This is a genomic window from Actinocorallia aurea (genome assembly GCF_054783995.1).
In genome coordinates this window covers 62,276-85,296 of the sequence record NZ_BAAGPQ010000026.1, presented here as the reverse complement: position 1 = coordinate 85,296, position 23,021 = coordinate 62,276, and the positions used below count along the sequence as shown (strand labels likewise).

Annotated in this window: 20 protein-coding genes; 9 read left to right on the top strand and 11 right to left on the bottom strand. The window is 73.4% G+C overall.

The genetic code is table 11. From position 1 onward, the window contains the following. Positions 1-36: 36 nt before the first annotated feature. The 10 genes from ACYVOM_RS29160 to ACYVOM_RS29115 all read right to left on the bottom strand — a co-directional run bounded on the left by ACYVOM_RS29160 (position 37) and on the right by ACYVOM_RS29115 (position 10,735). Positions 37-1,407 carry a cytochrome P450 gene (locus ACYVOM_RS29160; protein WP_460306740.1) on the bottom strand — a complete coding sequence of 457 codons (1,371 nt, stop codon included), beginning with the start codon at positions 1,405-1,407 and terminating at the stop codon, positions 37-39. After that, positions 1,404-2,885, bottom strand: a complete 1,482-nt coding sequence (locus ACYVOM_RS29155; protein WP_460306739.1) for an aldehyde dehydrogenase family protein — start codon at positions 2,883-2,885, stop codon at positions 1,404-1,406. Before ACYVOM_RS29155 ends, ACYVOM_RS29160 begins: the two co-directional genes overlap by 4 nt. Next, positions 2,882-3,700: an NAD(P)-dependent oxidoreductase gene (locus ACYVOM_RS29150; protein WP_460306738.1), complete on the bottom strand. Its 819-nt coding sequence runs from the start codon at positions 3,698-3,700 to the stop codon at positions 2,882-2,884. Before ACYVOM_RS29150 ends, ACYVOM_RS29155 begins: the two co-directional genes overlap by 4 nt. Then, positions 3,697-4,521, bottom strand: a complete 825-nt coding sequence (locus ACYVOM_RS29145; protein WP_460306737.1) for an enoyl-CoA hydratase — start codon at positions 4,519-4,521, stop codon at positions 3,697-3,699. The genes ACYVOM_RS29150 and ACYVOM_RS29145 overlap by 4 nt, the downstream gene beginning before the upstream one ends. A gap of 23 nt (positions 4,522-4,544) precedes the next feature. Beyond that, complete coding sequence (locus ACYVOM_RS29140; RefSeq protein ID WP_460306736.1) at positions 4,545-5,714, bottom strand: acyl-CoA dehydrogenase family protein; 1,170 nt, start codon at positions 5,712-5,714, stop codon at positions 4,545-4,547. After that, positions 5,714-6,796: an acyl-CoA dehydrogenase family protein gene (locus ACYVOM_RS29135; RefSeq protein WP_460306735.1), complete on the bottom strand. Its 1,083-nt coding sequence runs from the start codon at positions 6,794-6,796 to the stop codon at positions 5,714-5,716. The genes ACYVOM_RS29140 and ACYVOM_RS29135 overlap by 1 nt, the downstream gene beginning before the upstream one ends. 39 nt (positions 6,797-6,835) lie before the next feature. After that, on the bottom strand, positions 6,836-8,026 hold the full coding sequence (locus tag ACYVOM_RS29130) for an amidohydrolase family protein (protein WP_460306734.1): 1,191 nt from the start codon (positions 8,024-8,026) through the stop codon (positions 6,836-6,838). Between the two features lie 377 nt (positions 8,027-8,403). Then, the gene (locus ACYVOM_RS29125) at positions 8,404-9,090 is read right to left on the bottom strand and encodes a TetR/AcrR family transcriptional regulator (RefSeq protein WP_460306733.1); all 687 of its coding nucleotides are present in this window, start codon (positions 9,088-9,090) and stop codon (positions 8,404-8,406) included. 191 nt (positions 9,091-9,281) lie between these two features. Further along, positions 9,282-10,115: an acyl-CoA thioesterase domain-containing protein gene (locus tag ACYVOM_RS29120; protein ID WP_460306732.1), complete on the bottom strand. Its 834-nt coding sequence runs from the start codon at positions 10,113-10,115 to the stop codon at positions 9,282-9,284. Next, positions 10,112-10,735 carry a TetR/AcrR family transcriptional regulator gene (locus ACYVOM_RS29115; RefSeq protein ID WP_460306731.1) on the bottom strand — a complete coding sequence of 208 codons (624 nt, stop codon included), beginning with the start codon at positions 10,733-10,735 and terminating at the stop codon, positions 10,112-10,114. Before ACYVOM_RS29115 ends, ACYVOM_RS29120 begins: the two co-directional genes overlap by 4 nt. Positions 10,736-11,162: 427 nt before the next feature. On the opposite strand from ACYVOM_RS29115, the gene ACYVOM_RS29110 reads away from it, so the two are divergent. The 9 genes from ACYVOM_RS29110 (at position 11,163) to ACYVOM_RS29070 (ending at position 21,788) form a co-directional block, all read left to right on the top strand. Beyond that, the gene (locus ACYVOM_RS29110; protein WP_460306730.1) at positions 11,163-12,455 is read left to right on the top strand and encodes a cytochrome P450; all 1,293 of its coding nucleotides are present in this window, start codon (positions 11,163-11,165) and stop codon (positions 12,453-12,455) included. Continuing rightward, positions 12,452-14,002, top strand: coding sequence for an AMP-binding protein (locus ACYVOM_RS29105; RefSeq protein ID WP_460306729.1), 1,551 nt, complete (start codon positions 12,452-12,454; stop codon positions 14,000-14,002). Before ACYVOM_RS29110 ends, ACYVOM_RS29105 begins: the two co-directional genes overlap by 4 nt. 191 nt (positions 14,003-14,193) lie before the next feature. Next, positions 14,194-15,201 carry an acyl-CoA dehydrogenase family protein gene (locus ACYVOM_RS29100; protein WP_460306728.1) on the top strand — a complete coding sequence of 336 codons (1,008 nt, stop codon included), beginning with the start codon at positions 14,194-14,196 and terminating at the stop codon, positions 15,199-15,201. Between the two features lie 25 nt (positions 15,202-15,226). Continuing rightward, on the top strand, positions 15,227-16,384 hold the full coding sequence (locus ACYVOM_RS29095; RefSeq protein ID WP_460306727.1) for an acyl-CoA dehydrogenase family protein: 1,158 nt from the start codon (positions 15,227-15,229) through the stop codon (positions 16,382-16,384). 34 nt (positions 16,385-16,418) lie between these two features. Further along, positions 16,419-17,288, top strand: coding sequence for an enoyl-CoA hydratase/isomerase family protein (locus ACYVOM_RS29090; protein WP_460306726.1), 870 nt, complete (start codon positions 16,419-16,421; stop codon positions 17,286-17,288). Between the two features lie 9 nt (positions 17,289-17,297). Next, a complete protein-coding gene (locus tag ACYVOM_RS29085; RefSeq protein WP_460306725.1) occupies positions 17,298-18,503 on the top strand; it encodes an amidohydrolase family protein in 1,206 nt (401 codons plus the stop codon). Next, positions 18,500-19,240 (top strand): enoyl-CoA hydratase/isomerase family protein, encoded by a 741-nt coding sequence (locus tag ACYVOM_RS29080; protein ID WP_460306724.1) that lies wholly within the window; start codon positions 18,500-18,502, stop codon positions 19,238-19,240. Before ACYVOM_RS29085 ends, ACYVOM_RS29080 begins: the two co-directional genes overlap by 4 nt. Next, positions 19,237-20,970 carry a class I adenylate-forming enzyme family protein gene (locus ACYVOM_RS29075; protein WP_460306723.1) on the top strand — a complete coding sequence of 578 codons (1,734 nt, stop codon included), beginning with the start codon at positions 19,237-19,239 and terminating at the stop codon, positions 20,968-20,970. Before ACYVOM_RS29080 ends, ACYVOM_RS29075 begins: the two co-directional genes overlap by 4 nt. Further along, complete coding sequence (locus ACYVOM_RS29070) at positions 20,967-21,788, top strand: amidohydrolase family protein (RefSeq protein ID WP_460306722.1); 822 nt, start codon at positions 20,967-20,969, stop codon at positions 21,786-21,788. The genes ACYVOM_RS29075 and ACYVOM_RS29070 overlap by 4 nt, the downstream gene beginning before the upstream one ends. Positions 21,789-21,803: 15 nt before the next feature. Here ACYVOM_RS29070 and ACYVOM_RS29065 read toward each other — a convergent pair whose 3' ends face one another. Next, positions 21,804-22,817, bottom strand: coding sequence for an esterase/lipase family protein (locus ACYVOM_RS29065; protein ID WP_460306721.1), 1,014 nt, complete (start codon positions 22,815-22,817; stop codon positions 21,804-21,806). Positions 22,818-23,021: the final 204 nt, after the last annotated feature.

Here is a 23,021-nt window from a genome sequence, read left to right as displayed (position 1 = left end):
GCGGGGCCGTGCGGTTCGGACCCCCATGGGGCAGGATCAGTCGTCGAGGCGGGCTCGGGCCTTGCGGACGGTGACGGGCTCGGCGAGCCGCTGCTCGTCGCAGAGCCGCTGCAGCCGGTCGATGGTCTCGGCGAGGCCGGGACCGAGCCTCGGGCCCGGGGTGAACGTGGCGGGCAGGCTCTTCATGCCGTTGATGATCGCGATCGTGTCGTAGTGGACCGCCGCGCCCCGAGAGCAGACGAAGTCGGGCATCCGGTCGAGGACCGCGGTGAGCATGATCTTGAAGACGGCGCGGGCCACGTTCGAGCCGATGCACCGGTGGATGCCGAGGCCGAAGCTGCTGTGCCGGTTGCCCTGGCGGTCCATGACGACCCGGTGGGGGTCCTCGAAGACCTTGGCGTCCCGGTTGGCCATCGCCCACGACAGCCAGAGGCGATCGCCCTCCTTGAACTCCGTCCCGTTGATGACGCAGTCCTGGGCGATCGTCCGGCCGTCGCCCTGCGCGGGGGTGAAAAAGCGCAGGAACTCCTCGGTGGCCGAGTCGAGGAGTTCGTCCCGCTCACGGCTGAGTCGAGCCCGCTCGTCCGGGTTCTCCGAAAGCCACTCCAGGGAGTGCGCGGTGAGCGCGGTCGTGGTGTCGAATCCGCCCCCGAGAATGAGCATGAGAACGCCGAAGAGCTCCATGTCATCGGGCTTGCGGCCGTCGAGGTCGAGCGTGACGAGCGCGTCCAGCAGGCCGGGACGGGCCCCGCGCCTGCCCTCCTGGATCGCGCCCATCATCTTCATGCCCATCTCGATCTGCAGCCCGCGGATGCGTCCGAAGTCGGGCGAGTCCATCGGGGTGTAGACGGCGGCGTGGATGGGCTCGCAGTAGACGTCCCAGTCCTTGAGCGGCATGCCGAGCAGCGCGAGGGTGAACACCGCGGGGACGATGTTGGCGAGGTCGTCGACGAAGTCGATCCGACCCGACGCGATCCGCTCGTCGAGGCAGGCCCGCGTCAGCTCCTCGATGACGGGCTTCCAGCGCGCGACGGCGGCCGGAGACAGGTAGGGGTTCAGGGCCTGCCGGTAGTACCGCTGGTCGGGCGGGTCCATCTCCAGGAAACCGCCCTGGATGGCCCCCTCGCGCGGCGGCGGCGGGATCGTGATGCCGGTGTAGCCGCGCCGGACGCCCGCGACGTCGTTGTCGTTGGACAGCACGTCGGCGCGGCGCGCGAGGTCGAACAGCTCGGCGTTGCCGCTGGCGTACCAGTACCCGCCGTGGGTGTCGTTCCACGCGACGGGGCAGCGGGCGTGCAGGTCGTCGGACAGGCGCTCGAAATCGAGGCGGTAACCCGTGGACAGCCGGTCGAGGCTGATCGCGGGCGTGCGCCGGTCGGTGCCGGGGGGCGGAAGGTCGTCGCTCATGGCTCGCTCCGGGGAGGGACGGCTATGGTCTTGGTCTCCAGGAAGTCCTCCAGGCCCTCGGTGCCCCATTCGCGCCCGATGCCGCTCTGCTTGTAGCCGCCGAACGGCGACTCCACGTCGAACCACTGGGCGCCGTTGACGCCGACGGTCCCGGCGCGGAACCGGCGGGCGAGGCCGAGGGCGCGGTCGGTGTCGGCGCTGAAGACCGCCGAGGACAGGCCGTAGATGGTGCCGTCGGCGATCCGGACGGCGTCGTCGTCATCGTCGAAGGGCAGCACGACGAGGGCGGGCCCGAAGATCTCCTCCTGGGCGACGGCCGCGGTCGGCGGCACGTCGGCGACGAGGGTCGGCTCCACGAAGTACCCGCGCTCGAACCGCTCGGTGGGCTTGCCGCCCAGGACGACCCTGCCGTCGCGCGCGGCGGAGGCGTAGTAGGCGAGGACGCTGTCGCGCTGCCGAGCGTTGACGACAGGGCCCATGAGGTTGCCGGGGTCGGTCGGGTCGCCCCACGGGATGTGCGCGAGCGCCATCGCAGCGAGGTCCACCGCCTCGTCGTGGCGGGCGCGCGGCACGAGCAGCCGGGTGAGGGACGCGCAGCCCTGCCCCGCGTGGATGCACACCGATCCGGCGAGGCGCGGGACGACGGAGGCGAAGTCGGCGTCGTCCAGCACGACCGCGGCGGACTTCCCGCCGAGCTCCAGCGTCACCCGCTTGACGGTGCCCGCGGCGGCGGCCATGACGCGCCGCCCGGTCCCGGTCGACCCGGTGAAGGTGACGGCGTCCACGTCGGGATGCGTGGTGAGCAGGGCCGCCACCTCGTTGTCGCCGGTGGTCACGACGTTGAGGACGCCGGGCGGCAGCCCCGCCCGCACGGCGAGGGCGCCGATCGCGAGCGCGCTGTACGGGGTGTCGGGGGCGGGCTTGAGGACCACCGTGCAGCCCGCCGCGAGCGCGGCGGCGACCTTGCAGAGGTTCAGGTACAGCGGGACGTTCCACGGGGTGATCGCGGCGACGACGCCCGCCGCCTCGCGCCGCACGATCCGGTCGGACGGCGCGCCCATGACGGATTTCGTGGGCAGCGTCCGCTCGAACGCGTAGGTCTCCAGGAGCCCGATGTAGTGGTCGAGGAAGCCGATGGGCCCGTCGATCTGGATCATCGGGGTGAGCGCCACGGGGCAGCCGGTCTCGGCGACGAGCAACGCGCGCAGCGCCTCGGCCGATTCCCGCAGCGCGTCGCGGAGCGCGATCAGGCCGCGCCGGCGCAGGTCGGTGTCGGTCCGCCAGGCCGTGGTGTCGAAGGCGCGGCGGGCGGCGGCGATGGCGGCCTCGACGTCGGCGGTCCCCGCGTCGGGGACGGTACCGATCACCTCCTCGGTCGCCGGGTTCACGTTGGCGAGGGTCCTGCCGTCCCGGGCGGCGACGAGTTCGCCGCCGATGAGCATCAGATCGGCGATGCCCTTGGCGTCGGGGGCGGTCATCGGCTGTGGCCCATCGCCTTGAGGGCGGCGTCGGCGGCGGCGAAGACCGTCGGCGCGGCCGTCCCCGCGGTGCCGGCGAGGTCGGCGGCCAGGCGGGTGTCCTTGGCCAGAAGGTCTCCGGCGACCTCGCCCATCGGGCGCAGGGTGAAGTCGGGGCGGCCGACGAGCGCGGCGGCGAAGCTGCCGCCCGAGCCGCGGCCGAGCACGACGGCGAGCTGCGCGAGGTCCACGCCGAGGCTTCCGGCGAGGGCGTACGCGCTCTCGGCCACGCCCAGGTTCGCGGTCATCAGGAGATTGTTGATGATCTTCGTGCGCTGGCCCGCGCCGACCCCGCCCAGGTGCACGACCGGGTCGGCGTAGGCGGCGAAGACGGGCCTGGCGCGGGCGATCTCGGCCTCCGGGCCGCCTGCCATGACCAGCAGCGTCCCGTTCGCCGCGGCGGGGCCGCCGCCGCTCACCGGCGCGTCGACGAGGCCGAGGCCGCGTTCGGCGGCCCGCTCGGCCAGCCGCTCGCAGGTCGCCGGGTGGACGGTGCTGTGCACCACGATCAGGCCGCCCGGCGCCATCGCCTCCAGCAGCCCGCCGACGACCTCCTCCACACCCGCGTCGTCGACGACGCATACGCACGCGAGGTCGCTCGCGGCGGCCAGTTCGGCGAGGGAGCCCGCGGTCTTGGCCGGGGTGTCGGCGAACGGGGCCAGTGTCTCGGGGCGGCGCGCCCACAGCGTCGTCGGGAACCCCGCCTCGGCGATCCGGCGCGCCATCGGCCCGCCCTGGCTGCCGAGCCCGACGAACCCGACCCTCGGCGCGCTCACCGGCCCGCCCCTTCCCGGGTCTCCTGGCTCTTCAGGCGCTCCTTCATGCCGTCCAGCCGCATGAGGACGGGGTATCCGCTGACGGACAGGGCGTTGCCGTGGCCCGTCTGGTGGATGTCGAAGACCGACTGGATCGCCGCGTAGAAGCCCTGGACGTCGAGGGTCTGGTTGACCGCGCGCTTGGCCTGGCGCAGCCCGAAGGAGTCCATCCGCGCGATCTGCGCGGCGAGTTCGCGCACCTCGGCGTCGAGGTCCTCGCGCGGGACGACGCGGTTCACCATCCCGGTCTTCTCGGCCTCGTGCGCGGTGAGCGCCCGGCCGGTGAACAGGATCTCCTTGGCCTTGCGCGCGCCCAGCTCCCAGGTGTGCCCGTGGTACTCGACGCCGCCGATCGCCATGTGCACGACGGGATCGGAGAACTGGGCGTCCTCGGCGGCGACGATGAGGTCGCAGGGCCAGCAGAGCATCAGTCCGGCGGCGATGCACTTGCCCTGGACCGCGGCGATCGTCGGCTTCGGAAGGTTGCGCCAGCGCAGCGAGTAGTCGAGGTAGCGGCGCATCTCCGCGTCGTAGATCCACTCGACGGTGATCTTTTCCGGGGCGGCCCAGCCGGTGCGGTCCTTGAGGTCGTGCCCGGCCGAGAAGTGCTTCCCGTTGGCCCGCAGGACGATGACGCGGACGTCCGGATCGTTCGCGCCCCGGGTGAAGGCCGCGTCCAGGTCGTCCAGGAAGGAGGTGGTCTGGGCGTTGGCGGCCTCGGGCCGGTTCAGGGTGATCTCCGCGACCCCGTCGGCCGCCTCGTACAGGATCTGGTCGGACAAAGCTCGCTCCTCAAGGGGGTGGGTCAGCTCGACCGGGGCAGGCCGAGCGCGTGCTGGGCGATGATGTTCCGCTGGATCTCGCTGGTGCCGGCGTAGATGGTGGTGCCTTTGGCGTGCCGGACCATGTGCTCGAACGCGCCGTCCTCGATCGCCGTCGGGTCGCCGGTCGAGCGCAGGCCGTCCGGGCCGGTGAGTTCGAGGGTCTCGCGGGCCTGGCGCTCCAGCCGCTCGGTGCTGAACAGCTTCGACATCGAGCCCTTGCCGACGAGGGCGGGATCGCGGCGCGCGCGCAGCACCGCGGAGCGGCGCAGCAGCAGCTTCGACACCTCCAGCTCGGTGCGGGACCTGCCGATCCGCTCCCGGACTGCCGGGTCCGCCGACTTCGGCCGCCCTTCGGCGTCGGTCGTCGCCTCGGACCAGCGGACGAGCGCGGCCAGCAGCCGGTCCTGCTCGCCGCTGAACGACGCGGTGTGCTCGGCGGCCAGACCCGTCGTCATGACGCGCCAGCCGCCGTCGACCTCGCCGATCCGCAGCTCGTCGGGCACGAACACGTCGGTGTAGTAGGTGATGTTCGTGCGCTCGCCCGACAGCGTGCCGACCGGCCTGACCTCCGCGCCCGGCTGGTCCAGCGGGACGAGGAACGTGGTGAGGCCCCGGTGCTTGGGCGCGTCCGGATTCGTGCGGGCCAGCAGGAAGACGTAGTCGGCGACGCTCGCGTTCGTGGTGAACATCTTCGAGCCGGTGATCCGCCAGCCGTCGCCGTCGCGCACGGCCCTGGTGGCCGCCGCGGCGGCGTCGGAGCCGTTCTCGGGCTCGGTGAAACCGAGCGCGATGACGATCTCGGCGGCGAACGCCTTCGGCAGGAGCGCCGCCTTCTGCGCTTCGGTGCCCATGAGGCTGATGACGTAGGCGACCATCATCGTCGTGCTCAGGCCGTAGATCGGGGCGTCCCGCCGCCGGGTCTCCTCGGTGTAGGCCAGCACCTCAAGGGGGTCGCGGCCCTGCCCGCCGAGCTCCTTCGGCCAGCCGAGCGCGAGCCAGCCGCGCTCGCGGACCGCCGCGGAGAACTCCGGGTCGTGCTGGACGCCGCTCGCCCGGCACCGCGCGCGCATCTCGTCGGTGAACACCTCGTCGAGGAACTCCCGCACCTCCGCGCGGAGCTGCTCGCTCTTCTCACCCAGCCGGAAGTCCATCAGCGCACCGCCTTCCCCGCGCCGGACAGGTCCGCGACGCGCCGGTAGCCCTCGGCGGGGCTCTCCAGCACCGCGGCCCACGCGCGGGCGCGCCGGTAGTAGAGCTGGATCCGGTATTCGAGCATGAAGCCGTAGCCGCCGTGGAAGTGCAGCGCCTCGTGGCTCGCGTCGCGGGCCGTCTCGGCGGCGAACGCCAGCGCCATCGCGGCGAGCTCCGCGGCCCGTTCCGGATCCGCCTCGGCGGCCCAGGCGGATTCGCGGGCGAGCAGTTCGGCGCCGTCGACCTCGGCGGCCCGGTCGGCGAGCCGGTGCGCGACGGCCTGGAACTCGCCCACGAGCCTGCCGAACGCCTTGCGCTCCTTGACGTAGGCGACGCCGATCTCCAGCGCGCGGGTGGCGAGGCCGGACAGGGCCGCGGCAGTGAGCACCCGCCACTCGTCCACGGCGTCGGCGAACAGGCGGACCGCCTCGGGCCCTTCGGCGAGGACGGCGCAGGCCGCACCGGCGCAGGCCGCACCGTCGCGGGCCTCGGCGGCGCGGGCCTCGGCGGCGCAGCCGGTGAGGTCGACGTCGGCGAGCGGAAGGCAGCCCAGGTTGCGGACCGGGGTGGCGCGGCCGTCGAGGGCGACGAGCAGGAGGCGGTCCCCGGAGAGGATCACGGCCTCGTCGGCGACCGCGCCCGCGGGCACCAGCGCGGCCCGGTCCGGCCCGGCGGGCCGCACCGCGAGCGTCGCGAGCGTGTGGCCGTGCGCGAGGTCGGCGAGGTCGACGCCCTCGGGCAGGGTCTCGATCCGGGCCAGCAGCCTCGCCGCGACCTGCGCCTCGACCAGCGGGGCGGGCGCGACGTGCCTGCCGTGCTGCTCGGCGACCAGCGCCAGATCGAGCAGGGACGCGCCGAAGCCGCCCGCCTCCTCCGGCAGCGCCATCTCGACCGCGCCCGTCGCGACGAGCCGCCGCCACAGCGCCGCGTCGTGGCCGCCGGGCTCGGCGGCGCGCACCGCGTCCGGCGTCGCGAGGTCGCCGTACAGGCCGGCGAACGCGGCGATCAGCTGCTGCTGCTCCTCACTCGGGTCGAGGTCCACCCGGGCCCCTCTCCGGTGGAGCTCCGACGGCGCGGGGGCTCACGCGCGCGCCCCGACCTTGAACAGGTCGGCCATGGTGCCGCCCATGATCGCGGCGATGTCGGCCTCGGGCAGCCCTTCGAGGCTCGCGGCGTAGCTGAGCGGGGTGGCCAGGCCCTCGGCGTGCGGCCAGTCCGAGCCGAACACGATCCGGTCGGCCGAGACGTACGCGAGCAGCTCCGTGATGTCGTCCTCCCAGAACGGGTTCACGTAGACGCCGCGCTTGAACGCCTCGATCGGGTCCTCGGTGAACTGGCCGGGCATCTTGCGGTAGACGTTCGCGAGGGCCTTGTACAGCTCGGGCACCCACTCCGACCCGTTCTCGATCGACAGGATCCGCAGGTCGGGGTGGCGGGACAGCGCGCCGTGGCAGGTGAGGGCGAGCATCGTGTCGATGATGGCGCGCTTGCCCAGAGCGGCCGTCCGGAAGGCCGTCGGACGGAACGGGGTGTACTCGCGGCCCGGCTCCCACGCGTTGAGGTGGCTGGAGTAGCCGCTGTCGGAGGCGTGCATCGACACCGGGATCCCCGCCGCGACGACGGCCTCCCAGAACGGGTCGAACTCCGGCAGGCCGAACGACCTGCTGCCCTTGTAGCCCGGGACGGGCGCGGGCCGCACCAACACGGTTCGGGCGCCCCGCTCCAGGCACCACTGGAGCTCCTCCAGCGCGCGGTCGACCACCGGAAGGGTGACGACCGGGACGGCGAAGATGCGGCCCTCGTAGTCGAACGTCCAGGTCTCGTGGATCCACTCGTTGAGGGCGTGCACCACGTCATGGGTGAGGTCGGGGTCGTCCTTGAGACGCTCCTCGACCAGGCTGGCGAGGGTCGGGAACATCAGGCAGTGGTCGAGGCCGAACTCGTCCATCACCTTCAGGCGCGGGGCGGGCTCGCGGAACGCCGGGATCGCCTCCATCGGCTCGCCCATGATCTCGCGGGGCGACTTGCCGTCGGGGTTGCCGTGGCGGAAGTACTCCTCCTGCGCGCCGGGCCGCGCGACGACGTCGAACGTCGGGTTCGGGATGAAGTCGCTGATGACGCCGCGCACCGCGATCTTGGTGCGGCCGCGCACGTCCACGTAGTCGATCACCCCCCGTGCGCGCCGGGGCAGGAACTTCGTGAGCGCCTCGCGCGGCTCGTAGAAGTGGTTGTCCGCATCGAAGATCGGAGGCTTTGCGCCGCTTGACGGCATGTCTTCTCCTCGCCTGGAGCCACCGGTGCGAGAACACCATTGGCGATTTTCCGAGAGGGAACGTACCGAAGTTCGGTAAGTGGAAGCTACCACCGGGGCGGACGGCCGAATACCCGCGCTCGGCGGACGATCACGTCAGGATGTGGACACCCGGCGAAGGCCCCGGACGGCCCCGCGCTGCCGCTCGGGCACGCGGACGGGGCCCTCGTGACGCCCCCGAACAGGACCGATGCGCGGAGCACCGAAACGCACCGCCGTCAAGCCTCCGGCCTCCGAGTGCGGGGGCGCGGGGCTCGCAGGCGTGAGCGAGGGCGCGACGCAGGGGACGCGGGGCGGCGAGCCTTGAAGCTCGGGCGTGCGGCCTCGGGCGCTGGGGGTCAGACGGCGGGGGCGACGAGGCCGGCGCGGCAGAAGCTCCAGAGGGCGTCGGGGTCGGAGGCGCCGCCGAAGCGCGCGCCGCCGAGGGCGCTCATCACCGTCGCGCCGACGACCAGCTCGACGAACACGGCGGTAAGCTGCTTGGGCGCGATGTCCTGGCGCAGCGCGCCCTCGGCGGCGCCGCGCTCGATCAGCTCGCGCAGCAGGCCGACCAGCGGCGAGAACGCGCCGACGTAGGCGTCGGGCTCCTGCTGGGCGAGGCCCGCGTGGTAGGAGGCGAGGACCCGGTTGAGCCGGTTCCAGGGGTCCGCGCCGGTGGTGCCGTAGACGCGGTGGACCAGGACGCGCAGGCCCTCCAGGGCCTCCAGCCCGGCGACCTCGGCGCGCCACTGCACCACGGAGTCGGCGATGGTCTCTTCCAGCAGCGCCAGGAGGAGCTCCTCCTTGTTGGCGAAGTACTGGTAGAACGATCGCAGCGAGGTGCGGGAGCGCTGCACGAGCTCGTGCACGGTGAAGTCGGTGCGCCCGGTCTCCTGGAGCATCTGCGACGCCGTGGTGATGTACCGCTTGCTGCGCGACATCGCCTTCTCCCGCGCCGCCTTCAGCGAGCGTTCCAGCGCGCGCTCCTGCCAGGTGGTGTCCGCGCCCTCCATCACCTCGGCGGCCTCGCCGTCCGACCGCGCCATCAGCCCTCCCGCATGTCGCGGGCTCGCCTGGCCGCGCGAAGGCGCGCACCTCCGGCCCGGAGACCGATGCTACTCGCTCGGGACCCGTCCGGGAGAAACGGGGTACCTCTTGATCTAGCGGCCTCACCGCTCTGCCGTGAGTCATCCCTTCTCTCGGTCGGGTACGCTTGCGTACCGATTTTCGGAACCGGTCAGCCGACGCGCCCGCGGGCCTCGACGACGAGCGACTGGGCGGACTGCCCGAGGCGGCCCACGGAGTCGTAGAGCGCCGCGACGCTGAGGCCGCTGCCGACCGGCTCGACGAGCCCCGTCCCGACCAGCCCGACCCACGGGCCGACCGGCTCGCGGGAGACGTGGAGGCTCAATTCGGCGTTCATGAAGCTCCACTGCTCGAAGTTCAGCCGGGTGCTCGTCGCGGCCGAGGCGTAGTCGGCCGCCACGGCGGCGCGGGCCATCCCGGGCGTCGGCTCCCCTTCGAGGACCGGGACGAGGAGGCTCACCCACACGCCGGTCTCGCCCGGCCGCAGACCGTCCGAGCCCCGGCCGTCCGAGCGCAGTCCGCGCACCGAGACCGCCGAGCCGTCGAAGCAGTCCCAGCCCACTGCCTCGCGGGCGCCCGGGCGGGGCCGGGTGAGGTCGGGGACGGGGCCCGCGGCGAACGGGTCGGGGTGGTCCGAGACGCCCTCGGGAAGGTCGAGTGCGGCCTTGCGGACGGCGAGGCACTGGGCCCGTGCGACGGGCTTGTCGCCTTCGCGCAGCGTGACGGTCTGCCGGACGACGCGGCGGCCGCCTTCGGCGGGCGTCACCTCCAGCGTCATCGGGACCGCGCGGACGGGCGCGAGCAGGTCGAACGTGATCCGCACCGGCGTCCACCCGGGCAGGTCGACGCCGCAGGCCAGCAGTGCCGCGACCGCCGCGCCGTGCAGCGCGTCCGGCCGCCACGGGCCGCGCGCGAGGTCCGTCGGGACGACGAGGGCGCCGTCACGCCGGAACAGGGAGCTCCCGTCGCTCACCCCTTCGGTCACGAGGCCGCCTTTCGTTCGTCGGTGGCGGCGGCCACGGCAGGAGCCAGCCAGCGGCGCAGGAAATCGCGCAGATCCGTGCCAGAACGTTCAGGATCTCCCGGATCGAGCAGGAACGACTGCACGACCCGGAGTGTCCACTCGACGAGCTCGCCGCGCCCCTCCGGGCCGATGCCTCGCGCGGCCCAGTCGACGGCGGTGTGGTCGAGGAGGGTGTGCCCGATCGCCCGTGCGGTGTCGGAGGTGACACCGCGCAGCATCGAGCGGGAGCCCACCTGCGGGTCGAGGAGCAGCCGCAGGTAGGGCTCGGCCGGGACCTGCCCGATCGTGTACACGACCGCCTCGACCAGGGCCTCACCGGGGTCGGTCACCCGCCGGAGCCGCCGGGCGAGCCGGGCGAGGAACGGCCGGGTGCCGTCCAGGGCCGCCGACAGCAGCAGCGCCTCGGTGCTCGGAAAGTACCGGTACACGGTCTGCCTGCTGATGCCGAGCGCCGCCGCGACGTGCGCGATGGTCGTCGCGCCGCCCAGTTCCGCGACGCACCGGTGCGTCGCCTCCCTGATCCGCGCGGCGGCCTCCGCGTCGCTTCCCGGGGGCGCGCCGCCCCATCCATGTGTCCGCACCCGATCAAGGTAGCCGCTTCCTTGACAGGACACCAGAGAAAATGTGTACTGTCGGCACCCCCATCCGCCCACCCCGCTCCACCCCGAAAAGCCACTTTCACCAGGCTTTCCGCGCCCCCACCCCCAACTCCGTGAAGCCCGAAGGCCGACCGACCCCACCCGACCGGGCCCGGCCCGCTCCCGGTCGGCCCGTCGCTCTCGGCCCACCCCACCCATCCGGAGAACCGACCGAACCGGAGCGGCCCTGGCACCGGCTTGCCCTCGGTCGTTCCATCCGTCTCCGAGGACGTCGCCGACCTGCCCGTCGCCGCCGGCGTGGCCGCCGCGCGGGCGCGTGCCGGACGACGGGTTCGGGGCGTGGGGTGCGGCGCGTGTGCCGGGTCGCCGGGTGGTCCTCGTATCGCCGTCTCGAAGGGAAGCGCACGACATGGAAGAGATCCAGCAGCCGCAGACCGTGCCGGAAGGCGCGCCGCGCGTCGCGGACCTGGCGGGCGTCGACCTGTCCGATCCGACGACGTACGCGGCGGGCGCCCCGCACGCGGCGTTCGACGTGCTGCGGGCCGAGGCGCCCGTCGCGTGGAACGACGAGAAGCCTGTGGGCCTCCGCGCGAGCGAGGCCTCCAGCGGGCTCGCCTCGCCGCCGTCGCCCGGCTTCTGGGCGGTGACCGACCACGCGCTCGTGCACGAGGTGTCGCGGCACCCCGCGGTGTTCTCCTCCTACGCGGGCGGCGTCCAGCTGTTCAACGCCGACGAGCTGACTCTCGCCGGGCTGCGCATGATGATGCTCTACATGGACCCGCCGGACCACTCCCGGCTGCGCCGGATCATCTCCCCCGCCTTCTCCCCCCGTGCCGTCAACGCGCTGCGCGCGGCGGTGCGCGGGCACGCGAACGCGATCGCCGACGAGATCGCCGGCGCCGGATCCGTCGACCTCGTCACCGCGGTCTCCAAGGAGATTCCGACGCGCGTCCTCGCCGACCTGCTCGGCATGCCCGAGGCCGACCGGCACCTCATCGTCGCATGGTCGGACGCGATGATCGGCTTCGAGGACGCGGAGCTGGCGGGCGACCCGACGGCTGCCGTCGCGAGCTTCGGCGCGGCCGTCGAGTACGGCAAGCAGGTCGCCGCCGACAGGCGCGCGCGCCCGACCGACGACATCATGTCCGCGCTCGCCAACGCCGAGATCGACGGGGAACGCCTGTCGGACGACGAGTTCTGCATGTTCTGGATCCTGCTCGTCATCGCGGGCAACGAGACGACCCGCAACTCGCTGTCCGGCTCCGTCATCACGCTGCAGGAGCACGGGCTGTGGGAGTCCCTCGCCCGGGAGGGCGAGCCGTCGCCCACCGCGATCGACGAGCTCGTCCGGCTGACCTCGCCCGTCATGCAGTTCCGGCGCACCGCGACCCGGGACGCCGAGCTGGGCGGGCAGGCGATCCGGGCCGGGGACAAGGTCGTGCTCTGGTACACGGCCGCGAACCGCGACCCGAAGGTCTTCGCCGACCCGCACCGGCCCGACCTCCTGCGCGATCCGAACCCGCACCTGGCGTTCGGCACCGGCCCGCACTTCTGCCTCGGCACCCGCCTGGCGAAGCTGGAGATCACCGAGATGCTCGGCGCGCTCCTGCGCCGCTACCCCGGGCTGCGGATCGACGGTGAGGTCAAGCGCATCACGTCGAGCTTCATCGCGGGCGTCGAGCATCTCCCGGTGACGCTGTGAGCGGGCTGCCCGAGGCCGTCGTGCGGGCGCTGCCGCGCGCCGGAAGCGAGCCGGACAAGCCCGCCGTCATCGGTGAGGACGGTTCCGTCGTCACCTACGGGCGGCTCGCCGACCGGGCGTCGCGGCTGGCCGGGGAGCTGCGCCGGCGCGGCCTGCGCGACGGGGACGTCGTCGCGGTCTTCGCCGAGAACCTTCCGGCGTATCTGGAGGTCGTCTGGGCGTGCCGCCTCGCCGCGCTCTACTTCGTCACGGTGAACCGGAGCCTCGGGACTGCCGAAGCCGCCCACATCCTCACCGACTCCGGGGCGCGGGTGCTCGTGGCGTCGGCGGGCGTGCCCGTCCACGCGACGCTGACGGCCGAGCAGGCGCCGGGGATCGAGCACCGGATCCTGATCGGCGGGAGCGCCCCGGGCTGGGAGTCCTACGTCGACGTCCTGGCCGCCGCGCCGCACTTCGCGGGCGACACGGGGCTCGAAGGCGACCTGCTCCAGTACTCGTCGGGGACGACGGGCCGCCCCAAGGGAATCAGGCGTCCGCTGCGGCCCGCCCCGGCGACCGCCGCCGAGGACATGTTCACGTTCATGGTCGGCCTGATCGGGGTGGACGGCGACTCGGTCTACCTGTGCCCGGCGCCGTTGCACCACTCGGCCCCGGTCATCTGGACGATGGCGGCGCTGCGGCTCGGCGCGACGGTCGTGCTGATGCGGGCGTTCGAGCCGCGCGCGGCGCTCGGCCTCATCGAGCGGCACGGCGTGACGCACGGGCAGTTCGTGCCGACGATGTTCGTCCGGATGCTGCGGCTGCCCGAGGACGAGCGGGCCGCCTTCGACGTGGCGAGCCTGCGCGGCGTCGTGCACGCCGCCGCGCCCTGCCCGGTCGCGGTGAAGCACGCGATGCTCGCGTGGTGGGGGCCGATCGTGCACGAGTACTGGTCGTCGTCGGAGGGGGCCGGCTTCACGTTCATCTCACCCGAGGAGTGGCTCGCGCACGAGGGCTCGGTGGGCCGCCCCCTGCTCGGCCCGCTGCACATCTGCGACCCCGATGGCCGAGAACTGCCCGTCGGGGAGGAAGGCCACATCTGGGCCGAGAACGTGGTGTCCTTCTCGTACCTGAACGACCCGGCCAAGGACGCGGAGACGACCAGCCCGCAAGGCTGGCGCAGCGTCGGCGACATCGGCCACCTGGACGCCGACGGCTACCTCTACCTCACCGACCGCGCCTCCTTCATGATCATCTCCGGCGGGGTGAACATCTACCCGCAGGAGGCCGAGAACGTCCTCGCCGAGCACCCCCGCGTCATGGACGCCGCGGTGCTGGGCCTCCCCGACGACGACCTGGGCGAAATCGCCGTCGCCGTCGTCCAGCCCGTCGACCCCGCCGACGCCTCCCCCGCCTTCGCCGAAGAGCTCACCACCTGGTGCGCCTCCCGCCTGGCCCGCTACAAGTGCCCCCGCCGCGTCCGGTTCGCCGACGCCCTCCCCCGCACCGACACCGGCAAACTCCTCAAACGCGAACTCCGCACCACCCTCCTCCACGACTCCCCCTGACCTCCGCACACGCCCGGGACCGGGCGGCGCGCAGCGGCCGAGAATGTTGTTTCCGCAAAACTTGCACGTTGCGTACCGCTCGGCGGAATACGCTATGTCGTAATCGGAGAAGAGGCATTGACAGGTCGGGGCGGGGCTGGGAATGTCGACGGCGTCGGGGATGTCTTCGCGGCCTGTCGACCGGAGGTCCCATGGATCTTGCGCTCAGCACCGAAGAGGCGGATCTCGCCGCGGCGGTCGCCGCACTGCTGGTCCGGGAGTCGCCGCCGGAGCGGGTGCGCGCCGCCGAGGACTCCGGGTTCGACCCCGTCCTGTGGAAGGCGCTGCGCGGGATCGGGATCCCGGAGCTGGCGGCCGGGCCCGGGGCGGCGACGGCGCTCCAGCTCACCCTGATCGCCGAGGAGGCGGGCCTGGCGCTCGCGTCGGCCCCCGTCGTGGAGTCGCTGGCGGCCGCGCGGCTGCTGGCGCGCTGCGGCGGCCCGGACGCGGCGGAACTCGCGCGGGCCTGCGCGGCGTCCTCCGTCGCGACCCTCGTGCTGCACCCGGTCGCCGGTGGGCGGGCCCCGCTCGTCCCGGCGGGGGCCGTGGCCGACGTCGTCCTGTACTACGACGGGTCCCGGCTGCGCGCCGCCCGGACGGTCCCGCCGCCTCCCGTGCGCAACCTCGGGTCGCTGCCGCTCGCCGACCTCTCGCTGCCGCACGGGCGCGGCCTGTCCGCGCTGGCGGGCGGCGAGCGCGGGCGGGCGCTGTTCGAGGACGGCCGGCGCGACTGGCAGCTGCTCACCGCCGCCCAGCTCGTCGGCGTCGCGGCGAGGGCACTCGACCTCGGCGTCTCCTATGTCCGGGAACGCGAGGTGTTCGGGCGGCCCGTCGCGACCTTCCAGACCGTCGCGCACCGCCTCGCCGACCACGCGACCGGCGTGGACGGGGCCAGGCTGCTGGTGCGGGAGGCCGCCTGCGCCGTCGACTCCGGCGATCCGCGCGGCGCCGCGCTCACCGCGATGGCGTTCTGCTTCGCGGCCGAACTGGCCGCCGCCGTCGCGGGCGACAGCCTGCACTTCCACGGCGATTACGGCTTCAGCCTCGACTACGACATCCAGCTCTACTACCGGCGCGCGCAGGCCGTCCCGCTGGTGTGGGGCTCGGTCCAGGGCGAGTACCAGCGCGTCGCCGACCTGCTCTACGGGCGGGCCGCGTGAGCGCCGCCGGGGAAGGGGAGCGCCCGTGAACTTCGACGACGACGCGGCGGCCGAGTCCTTCCGCGTCGAGGTCGCCGCCTACCTCGACGAGCATCTGACGCCCGAGGTCCGCGCCCGCGTCCGCCGCACCGGCTCGATGCACGACTGGGAGTTGCACCGCGCGCTGGCCCGCCGCGGGTGGATCGCGGCGGGCTGGCCGCGCGAGTACGGCGGCCAGGGGCGCAGCCCGCTGGAGCTGATGGCCATGCGCGAGGAGCTGAAGCGGCGGCACGCGCCCACCGAGGGGCTCGGCATGACCGTCCTGGTCGCTCGGACGATCCTCGCTGCGGGCTCGCCGGAGATGAAGGCCGACATCGTGCCGCGCGCGGTGAACGGCGAGATCCTGCTGTGCCTCGGCTACACCGAGCCGCACGGCGGGTCCGACGTGGCCGGCGCGCGCACCCGGGCCGTCCGCGACGGCGACGGCTGGGTGATCGACGGCCAGAAGGTGTTCACCACCCTCGCCGAGGAGGCCCACTACGTCTTCCTCCTCACCCGCACGAACCCCGACGTGCCCAAGCACAAGGGCCTCACCCTGTTCCTCGTCCCGATGGACTCCCCCGGCATCGAGATCCGCCCGATCGCGACGCTCGGCGGCGAGCGCACCAACACCGTCCACTACACCGGCGTCCGGGTGCCCGACTCCGCGCGCGTCGGGGAGGTGGACGGCGGCTGGGACGTCCTCATGCTGGCCCTGACGTTCGAGCGCAGCGGCATCGGCGACGACTCCCGGCTCCTGGAGACCGCCGTCGCCGCGGCCCGGGACCCGGACGCGGCGCACTCGGCCGCGCTCGACGACCCGGTGACGCGCGAGCGGCTGGCCCGGCTGGCGATCGACGTCGAGGTGGCCAAGCTGCTCGGCAGGCGGGCCTGCTGGATCGAGGCTACCGGCGGCGTACCGACGGTCGAGGCGTCGATGCACAAGCTGTTCCACGCCGAGTCCCGGGTGCGGTTCTCTACGGTGCTGCTCGACCTGCTCGGCCCCGAGGGGCTGCGCGAGGTCGGCGATCCCGGGGCCGTCGCGGGCGGCGCGTTCGCCGAGGAGTTCCGGCACGCGGTCGTGCTGCCGATCTGGGGCGGCTCCAGCGAGGTGCAGCGGCGGATCATCGCCGAACGCGGCCTCGGGCTGCCGCGCTCTTCCTGACCAGCTCATCCCGACCCCCTCCGAAGGAGGCGCAGTGACCGACGACCGGGTGCTCCTGGACCGGGACGGGAAGGCGGGCATAGCCCGGATCACCTTCAACGCCCCGGATCGCCGCAACGCCTACGACCCGGCGATGCGACGCCAGTTGGGCGCGTACCTGGACGATCTCGCCGAGGACGACGCCATCAAGGTCGTCCATCTGCGCGGCTCGGGCGGGGTGTTCAGCACGGGCGCGGACATGGGCAACGCCTACGCCTGGTACGGCGACGCCGCCGACCCGCGGGCCCGGCGCCGGCCGAGCCAGCGCCGCCGCCTCGCCGTGGACCGGGAGACCTTCGCGTTCTACCACGGCTATCTGGGCTACCCGAAGGTGACGGTGGCGGAGATCCAGGGGTACGCGCTGGGCGGTGCCTTCGAACTCGCCCTCATGTCCGACATCTCTGTCATCGCCGCCGACGCCAAGGTCGGCATGCCCGCGACCCGCTTCCTCGGCCCCGCGCTCGGCAACCTCCACCTCTTCTTCTACCGGCTCGGCCCCGTCCTCGCCCGCCGCCTCCTGCTGACGGGCGACATGGTCGACGCCACCGAGCTGCCCGGGGCGTTCACCGAGACCGTCGCCTGCGCCGACGTGCCCGCGCGGGCCGCCTACTGGGCGGCGAAGGCCGCGAAGATGCCCGCCGACGGGATCGCGATCGCCAAGGAGGCGTTCCGGCTCGTCGAGCAGATGCAGGGCTACCAGGGCGAAGAGGTCATGAGCTACATGTTCCACGCCTACGGCACGAACCTCCAGTTCGGCGCCGATGAGTTCAACTTCGTCAAGGTCCGTGCCGAGCACGGCACCAGGCGGGCCTTCGAGCTCCGGGACGAGCACTTCACCGTGCCCGAGCCGCCCACCGCGCCCTAGGAGACCGCGATGCCCATGACCCTGGGCGGCCGGGAGTTCCGGCCGTTCGACGCCGACAACCACTACTACGAGACGATCGACGCCTTCACCCGCCACCTCGACCGGCGCTTCCGCCGCCGGGGCGTCCAGGTGGTGCGGGCCGACGACCGGCCGATGGTCCTCATCGGCGAGAAGGTCAGCCGGTTCATCCCGAACCCGACCTTCGACCCGGTGCTGCGCCCCGGCGCGCTCGACCCGTACTTCCGGGGCGCGATCCCCGACGGGGTGGACCCCGACAGCCTGCGCGTCGTCGAGCCGATCCACCCCGAGTACCGCGACCGGGAGGCGCGCGCCGCCCGGCTCGACGCGCAGGGGCTCGCGCTGGCGCTGCTGTTCCCGACCCTCGGGTGCGGTGTCGAGCAGGCACTGCGCCACGACGTCGAGGCGACCATGGCCACCCTGCACGCCTTCAACCGCTGGCTGGAGGACGACTGGGGCTACCACCACCGAGAGCGGCTGTTCGCCGCGCCGATGCTGTCCCTCGCCGACCCGGCCGTCGCCGTCGCCGAACTCGACCGCTGCCTCGCGCTCGGCGCCCGGGTCGTGTGCGTGCGGCCCGCGCCCGTCCCCGGGGCCGACGGACGCCCCCGCGACCTCGGGCACCGGGCGCACGACCCGTTCTGGGCGCGGCTCGCCGAGGCGGGGGTGCCGGTGGCCTTCCACCTCTCCGACAGCGGCTACACCCTGCTGTCGGGCGCGTGGGGCGGGCCCGCCGACTACGACCCGTTCCACCTCGACCCGCTCACCAAGCTCGTCGTCAGCGACCGGGCCATCCACGACGCGCTCGGCGCGATGGTCGTCCGGGGCGTGTTCGACCGGCATCCGGGGCTGCGCGTCATGAGCATCGAGAACGGCTCGGCATGGGTGCCGCTGCTCGTCAAACGGCTCCGCAAGCTCGCCAACCAGCAGCCCCGGCACTTCCTGCGCGACCCCGGCGACGCGCTGCGCGAACACGTCTGGGTGGCGCCGTACTTCGAGGAGGACGTCGCCGAACTCGCCTCCTGGATCGGGGTCGAGCGGGTGCTGTTCGGCTCGGACTGGCCGCACGGCGAAGGACTGCCGGAGCCCACCGACTACGTGCGCGAGCTGAAGGGCTTCGACGACGCCGCGATCCGCCGGATCATGCGCGACAACCTCGCCGAGTGCCTCGGCCTGCCGACCGGGGAGGACACGTGAGCGAGGCGCCCGTCCTGTACGAGCCGGGGGAGATCGCGCGGCTCACGTTCAACCGGCCCCGGGTCAAGAACGCGCTCGACGCGGCGTCCTGGGCGCTGCTCGCCGAGGCGCTGGAGCACTTCGCGGCGGACGGCGGCGCGCGCGTCCTCGTCGTCACGGGCGCGGGCGGGGAGTTCTCCTCCGGCGCGGACCTCTCCGGGAACATCAACGCCTCGGCCGAGCAGGTCGCGGCGAAGATGCGCGAGGTCGCCGCGATCATCGTCCGCCTCCACACCATGCCGAAGCCGACCCTCGCCCGGGTGGACGGGGTCGCCGCGGGCGTCGGCATGAGCCTGGCGCTGGGCTGCGACCTCGTCCTGGCCTCCGATCGGGCCCGGTTCGGCGCGGTCTTCTCCCGCGTGGGCCTGTCCCCCGACGGCGGCCTGAGCTGGCTCCTTCCCCGGATCGTCGGGCCCCACAAGGCCAAGGAGCTCACCCTTCTCGGCAGGATCGTCGGGGCGGAGGAGGCCGCGGCGCTGGGGCTGGCGAACGCCGTGGTGCCTGCCGCGGAACTCGACGCGCTCGTCGCCGACTGGGCCTCCCGGCTGGTCTCGGTCTCCCCGGCGGCCGCCGAAGGCACCCTGGACGTCCTCGACGCCTCCTGGACCTCCTCCTTCACCGAGTCCCTCGAACATGAGGCGGTCGCCCAGCAGCGCGCCGTCGCGGCCCTCCGCGCGGCCTCGGCGGGGGCGTCATGAGCGCGCCGGGGACCGGAGCCGGGCGCGTCGCCCCCGAGGACGCGCCGCGGCTCTCCGCGCTCGTCGCCGAGACCTTCCCGAGCGCGGCGCGCACCGCGTTCGGGCGGGGGCTGATCGGGCCCGGCGGGCGGTTCGAGGTGGTCGAGGAGGAGGTCGGCGGGGAGCCGATGGCGGTGTTCGCCGAGCGGCACAGGTCGGTCCTCGACCTGTTCACGGGCGCGGTGGCGGAGCATCCCGAGCGGGAGTACCTGGCCGACGACACAAGGCGGCTCACCTACCGCGAGACGCTGTGGGCCGTCGCGGCGCTCGCGCGGACGCTGCGCGACGAGCACGGGGTGCGGCCCGGCGACCGGGTCGCGCTGCACGCCGCGAACGGGATCGAGTGGGTCATCGGATTCTGGGCCGCGCTCGCGGCGGGCGGGGTCGTCGCCGCCATGAACTCGTACTGGAGCGAGCCCGAGACGGCGGCGGCGGTCGGGCTCGTCCTGCCGCGCGTGGTGCTCGGCGACGGGCCGCGACTCGCCGCCGTCGCCCGGGTCGCGCCGGAGACCGCCCGGCTGGAGTTCACGCCGGAGCTGTACGAGCGGATCACCTCCGGGCACCACACGCTCCCGCTCATGCCGCCGCCGGACGAGGACGACCCGGCATTGCTGATCTTCACCAGCGGGACGACCGGGCGGCCCAAGGCGGTCGCGCACGGCCACCGGGGCGTCGTCGGGTTCGTCGCCTGCAACAGGTTCAACGCGCTGCTCCGGGCCGGGGCCCTGCCGATGGCCGCGCCGCCGCCCGCGCGGGTCCTCGTCTCCCCTCCCCTGTTCCATCTATCGGCCCTGTACGGGGCCGTGCTGATGTTCACCGCTTCGGGCGGGCTGCTGGTGATGCGTCCCGGCCGGTTCGCCGAGGAGCGGACCCTGCGGGCGCTGGAGGACGAGCGGATCACCGTGTGGCTGTCGGTGGGCAGCGCCGCGCCGCGCGTCGCCGCGCACCCGGCGCGGGCCGGGCACGACCTGTCGGCGCTGGCGAGCGTCGTGGTCGGCGGCGCGCCGATGAGCCCGGCGCTGCGGCGGCTGCTGTGCGCGGCGTTCCCGTCGGCCGCCGCGGGCTTCCGGATGGGCTACACGAGCAGCGAGGGCGGCAGCATCGTCGCGAGCATCGGAGGCGCCGACTTCGCCGCCCGTCCGGAGTCGACCGGCCCGATCCAGGACGGGGTCCGGATCGCCGTCCGCGACGCCGAAGGCAAGGACCTGCCTGAGGGAGCCGAAGGCCACCTGCACGTCCGCAGCCCGTACACGATGCTCGGCTACTGGGACGACCCTTCGGCCACCGCGGAGGTCTTCGGGCCGGGCCGGTGGCTGGCCATGGGCGACGTCGGGCGGATCGAGGACGGGTTCCTGTACGTCGACGCGAGGGCGCGGGACCTCATCTTCGTGTCCGCCGAGAACGTGCGCCCCTCGGAGGTCGAGTACCGGCTGGAGGAGCATCCCGACGTCGAGGAGTGCGCCGTCGCGGGCGTCGACGACCCCGTCACGGGGCAGGCGGTCGCGGCGTTCGTGGTGCTGCGGCCCGGGGCGCAGACCGGCCAGGACGCTCTCGCCGCGTGGTGCCGGGCCGCCCTTCCCTCCTACAAGGTGCCGACTTCATGGCGGCTGCGTACGGAGGCGCTGCCGCGCAACGCCGCCGGGAAGGTCGTACGGACGGTCCTGGTGGCCGGCTTCGGGGAGGTCCAGTGATCCCTGCCGTGGACTGCCTCGTGAACGTCGACTTCGGCGACCGCCCCCAGCCCGGCTGGATGACGCGCGTCAAGGACGACTACTTCAAGGCGGGCGACGAGATGCTCGCCAGCACGTCGGCGAACGCGCTCCTCGACGAGATGGACGCCCAGGGCGTCACCCGGGCGATCCTCCTCACGGGCCTCGCCGAACCCTCGCCCCGGGCGCTCTCCTACGTCGAAGCCCACCCGGACCGCTTCTCCCTCGGCGTGGGCCGCCTCGACCTCCTGCGCCCCATGCCGACACTGCGCGAACTCGACGCCTTCCGCCGCCACCACCCCGTCTCCTACGCCCAGGTGGGGCCCGCGTTCTGGGGCGACGGCAGGTACCCGCCGAGTGACGCCGTCTACTACCCGCTCTACACCAAGTGCGCCGAATGGGACCTGCCCCTGTGCCTGGCCACCGGGCTTCCGGGCCCGCCCATCGCCGGCGACGCCCAGCACCCGATGCACCTGGACCGGGTCTGCCAGCGCTTCCCGGAGCTGCGCCTGTGCATGCACCACGGCGCCGACCCCTGGTGGGACGTCGCCCTCCGCCTCCTCGGCAGGTACCGCAACCTCCGCCTCATGACGTCGGCCTGGTCGCCCCGCCGCCTGCCGGAATCCCTCCTGCACTTCATGCGGACCCGAGGCGGCGACCGCGTCATCTTCGCCTCGGACTCCCCCGTCCTGTCCGTCACCCGCTGCGCCACCGAGGCCCGCGCCCTGAACCTCCCCGAGGACACCCTGGCCGCCTACCTGCACGGCAACGCGACGACCTTCTTCGACCTCGCCCCCTGACCCGGGGCGAGCCCGTCATCCCGGGCCCGGACGAGACGATGAGGCGGACACCGCACCGGACCTGGGATCGGAAGGGGCTCGGAAGGAGTTGCCGTAGCCCTTGCAGACGGCGCGGAAGGCGGGGTCGTCCGGGCCGAGGGAGTTGAGGACGTTCTGGAGGGACGGGGAGTCGGCGAACATGCCGATGTGGGAGACCGGGTCCTTCGGGCACTGGTCCTGGATGGTGATGTTGCGGACGTTCGGGCCGTCGAGGAAGGCGTTCGTGTAGGGGGTGACGACCCAGTCGCGGCGCGTGGCGATGACGGTGTAGCGGGGGCCCGGGACGGTGTCGCCGTCGGCGAACAGGGCCTTCTGGAAGGTCGACTCCTGGAGCTGCTGGGCGAGGCCGGGCAGTTGGAGCACGTCGTGCGTCTTCTTGACGAGGCCGAGGAGCTTGAACGTCGCGACGAGGTTCGCCACGCCGGAGAGCGTCGTGCCGTGGTTGCTCGGCGCGAGCGCGACGAACCGGCGCACCTTTCCTGCCCCGCCGAGCCGTTTGAGGTAGTAGGACGGCATCATTCCGCCCTGGGAATGACCGACGAGATCGACCTTCTCCGCACCCGTCCGCCTGCGCACCCGCTCCACGAAGACGCGCAGCTGGTCGGCCGACGCGGCGATGTCGCCGACGCCGCCGATCCGGCCCAGGGAGATGCGCGTCATGCCGTAGTTCAGGGCGTACACGCAGTACCCGGCATTCGCCAGCATCGGCGCCAGCGCCGCCCAGTTCATCCCGAGGTTCGCGTACGTCGCGTGCACCAGCACCACCGGCGTCGGATGCGCGGGCGACGGCACGCAGCGCCAGTCGTTCGCCCCCGCGACCCTGCCGGGGCTGACGGTGAAGTTGGCGAGCGCCGTCGACAGGTTGCCGACGGGGAGGTCCGCGGCCTGCGCCGGGACGGCCCCGGGACCCGCCGCGACGACGAGCGCGGCGACGGCGGCCACGAGCCGGGCCGGCGGCCTACCGCGACGACCGGACAGGGCAAGCGCCATGAATGGTTCCTCCTCGACTGACGCGCGGGCCCACTGGCGGACGCCCCACAACCTAGAGCCGCCCGCGCCCCGCACCCGGGAGGCCGCACACGCGCGTCATCCCGGGATGGGCTCCTTTGGAGGTGAAGGCCGTCCCGGCACGCGGGCGGTAAGGCGGGCGCGGACTATGCTCGGAGCACTGGTGATCGGGTGTGTCGAGGGGGC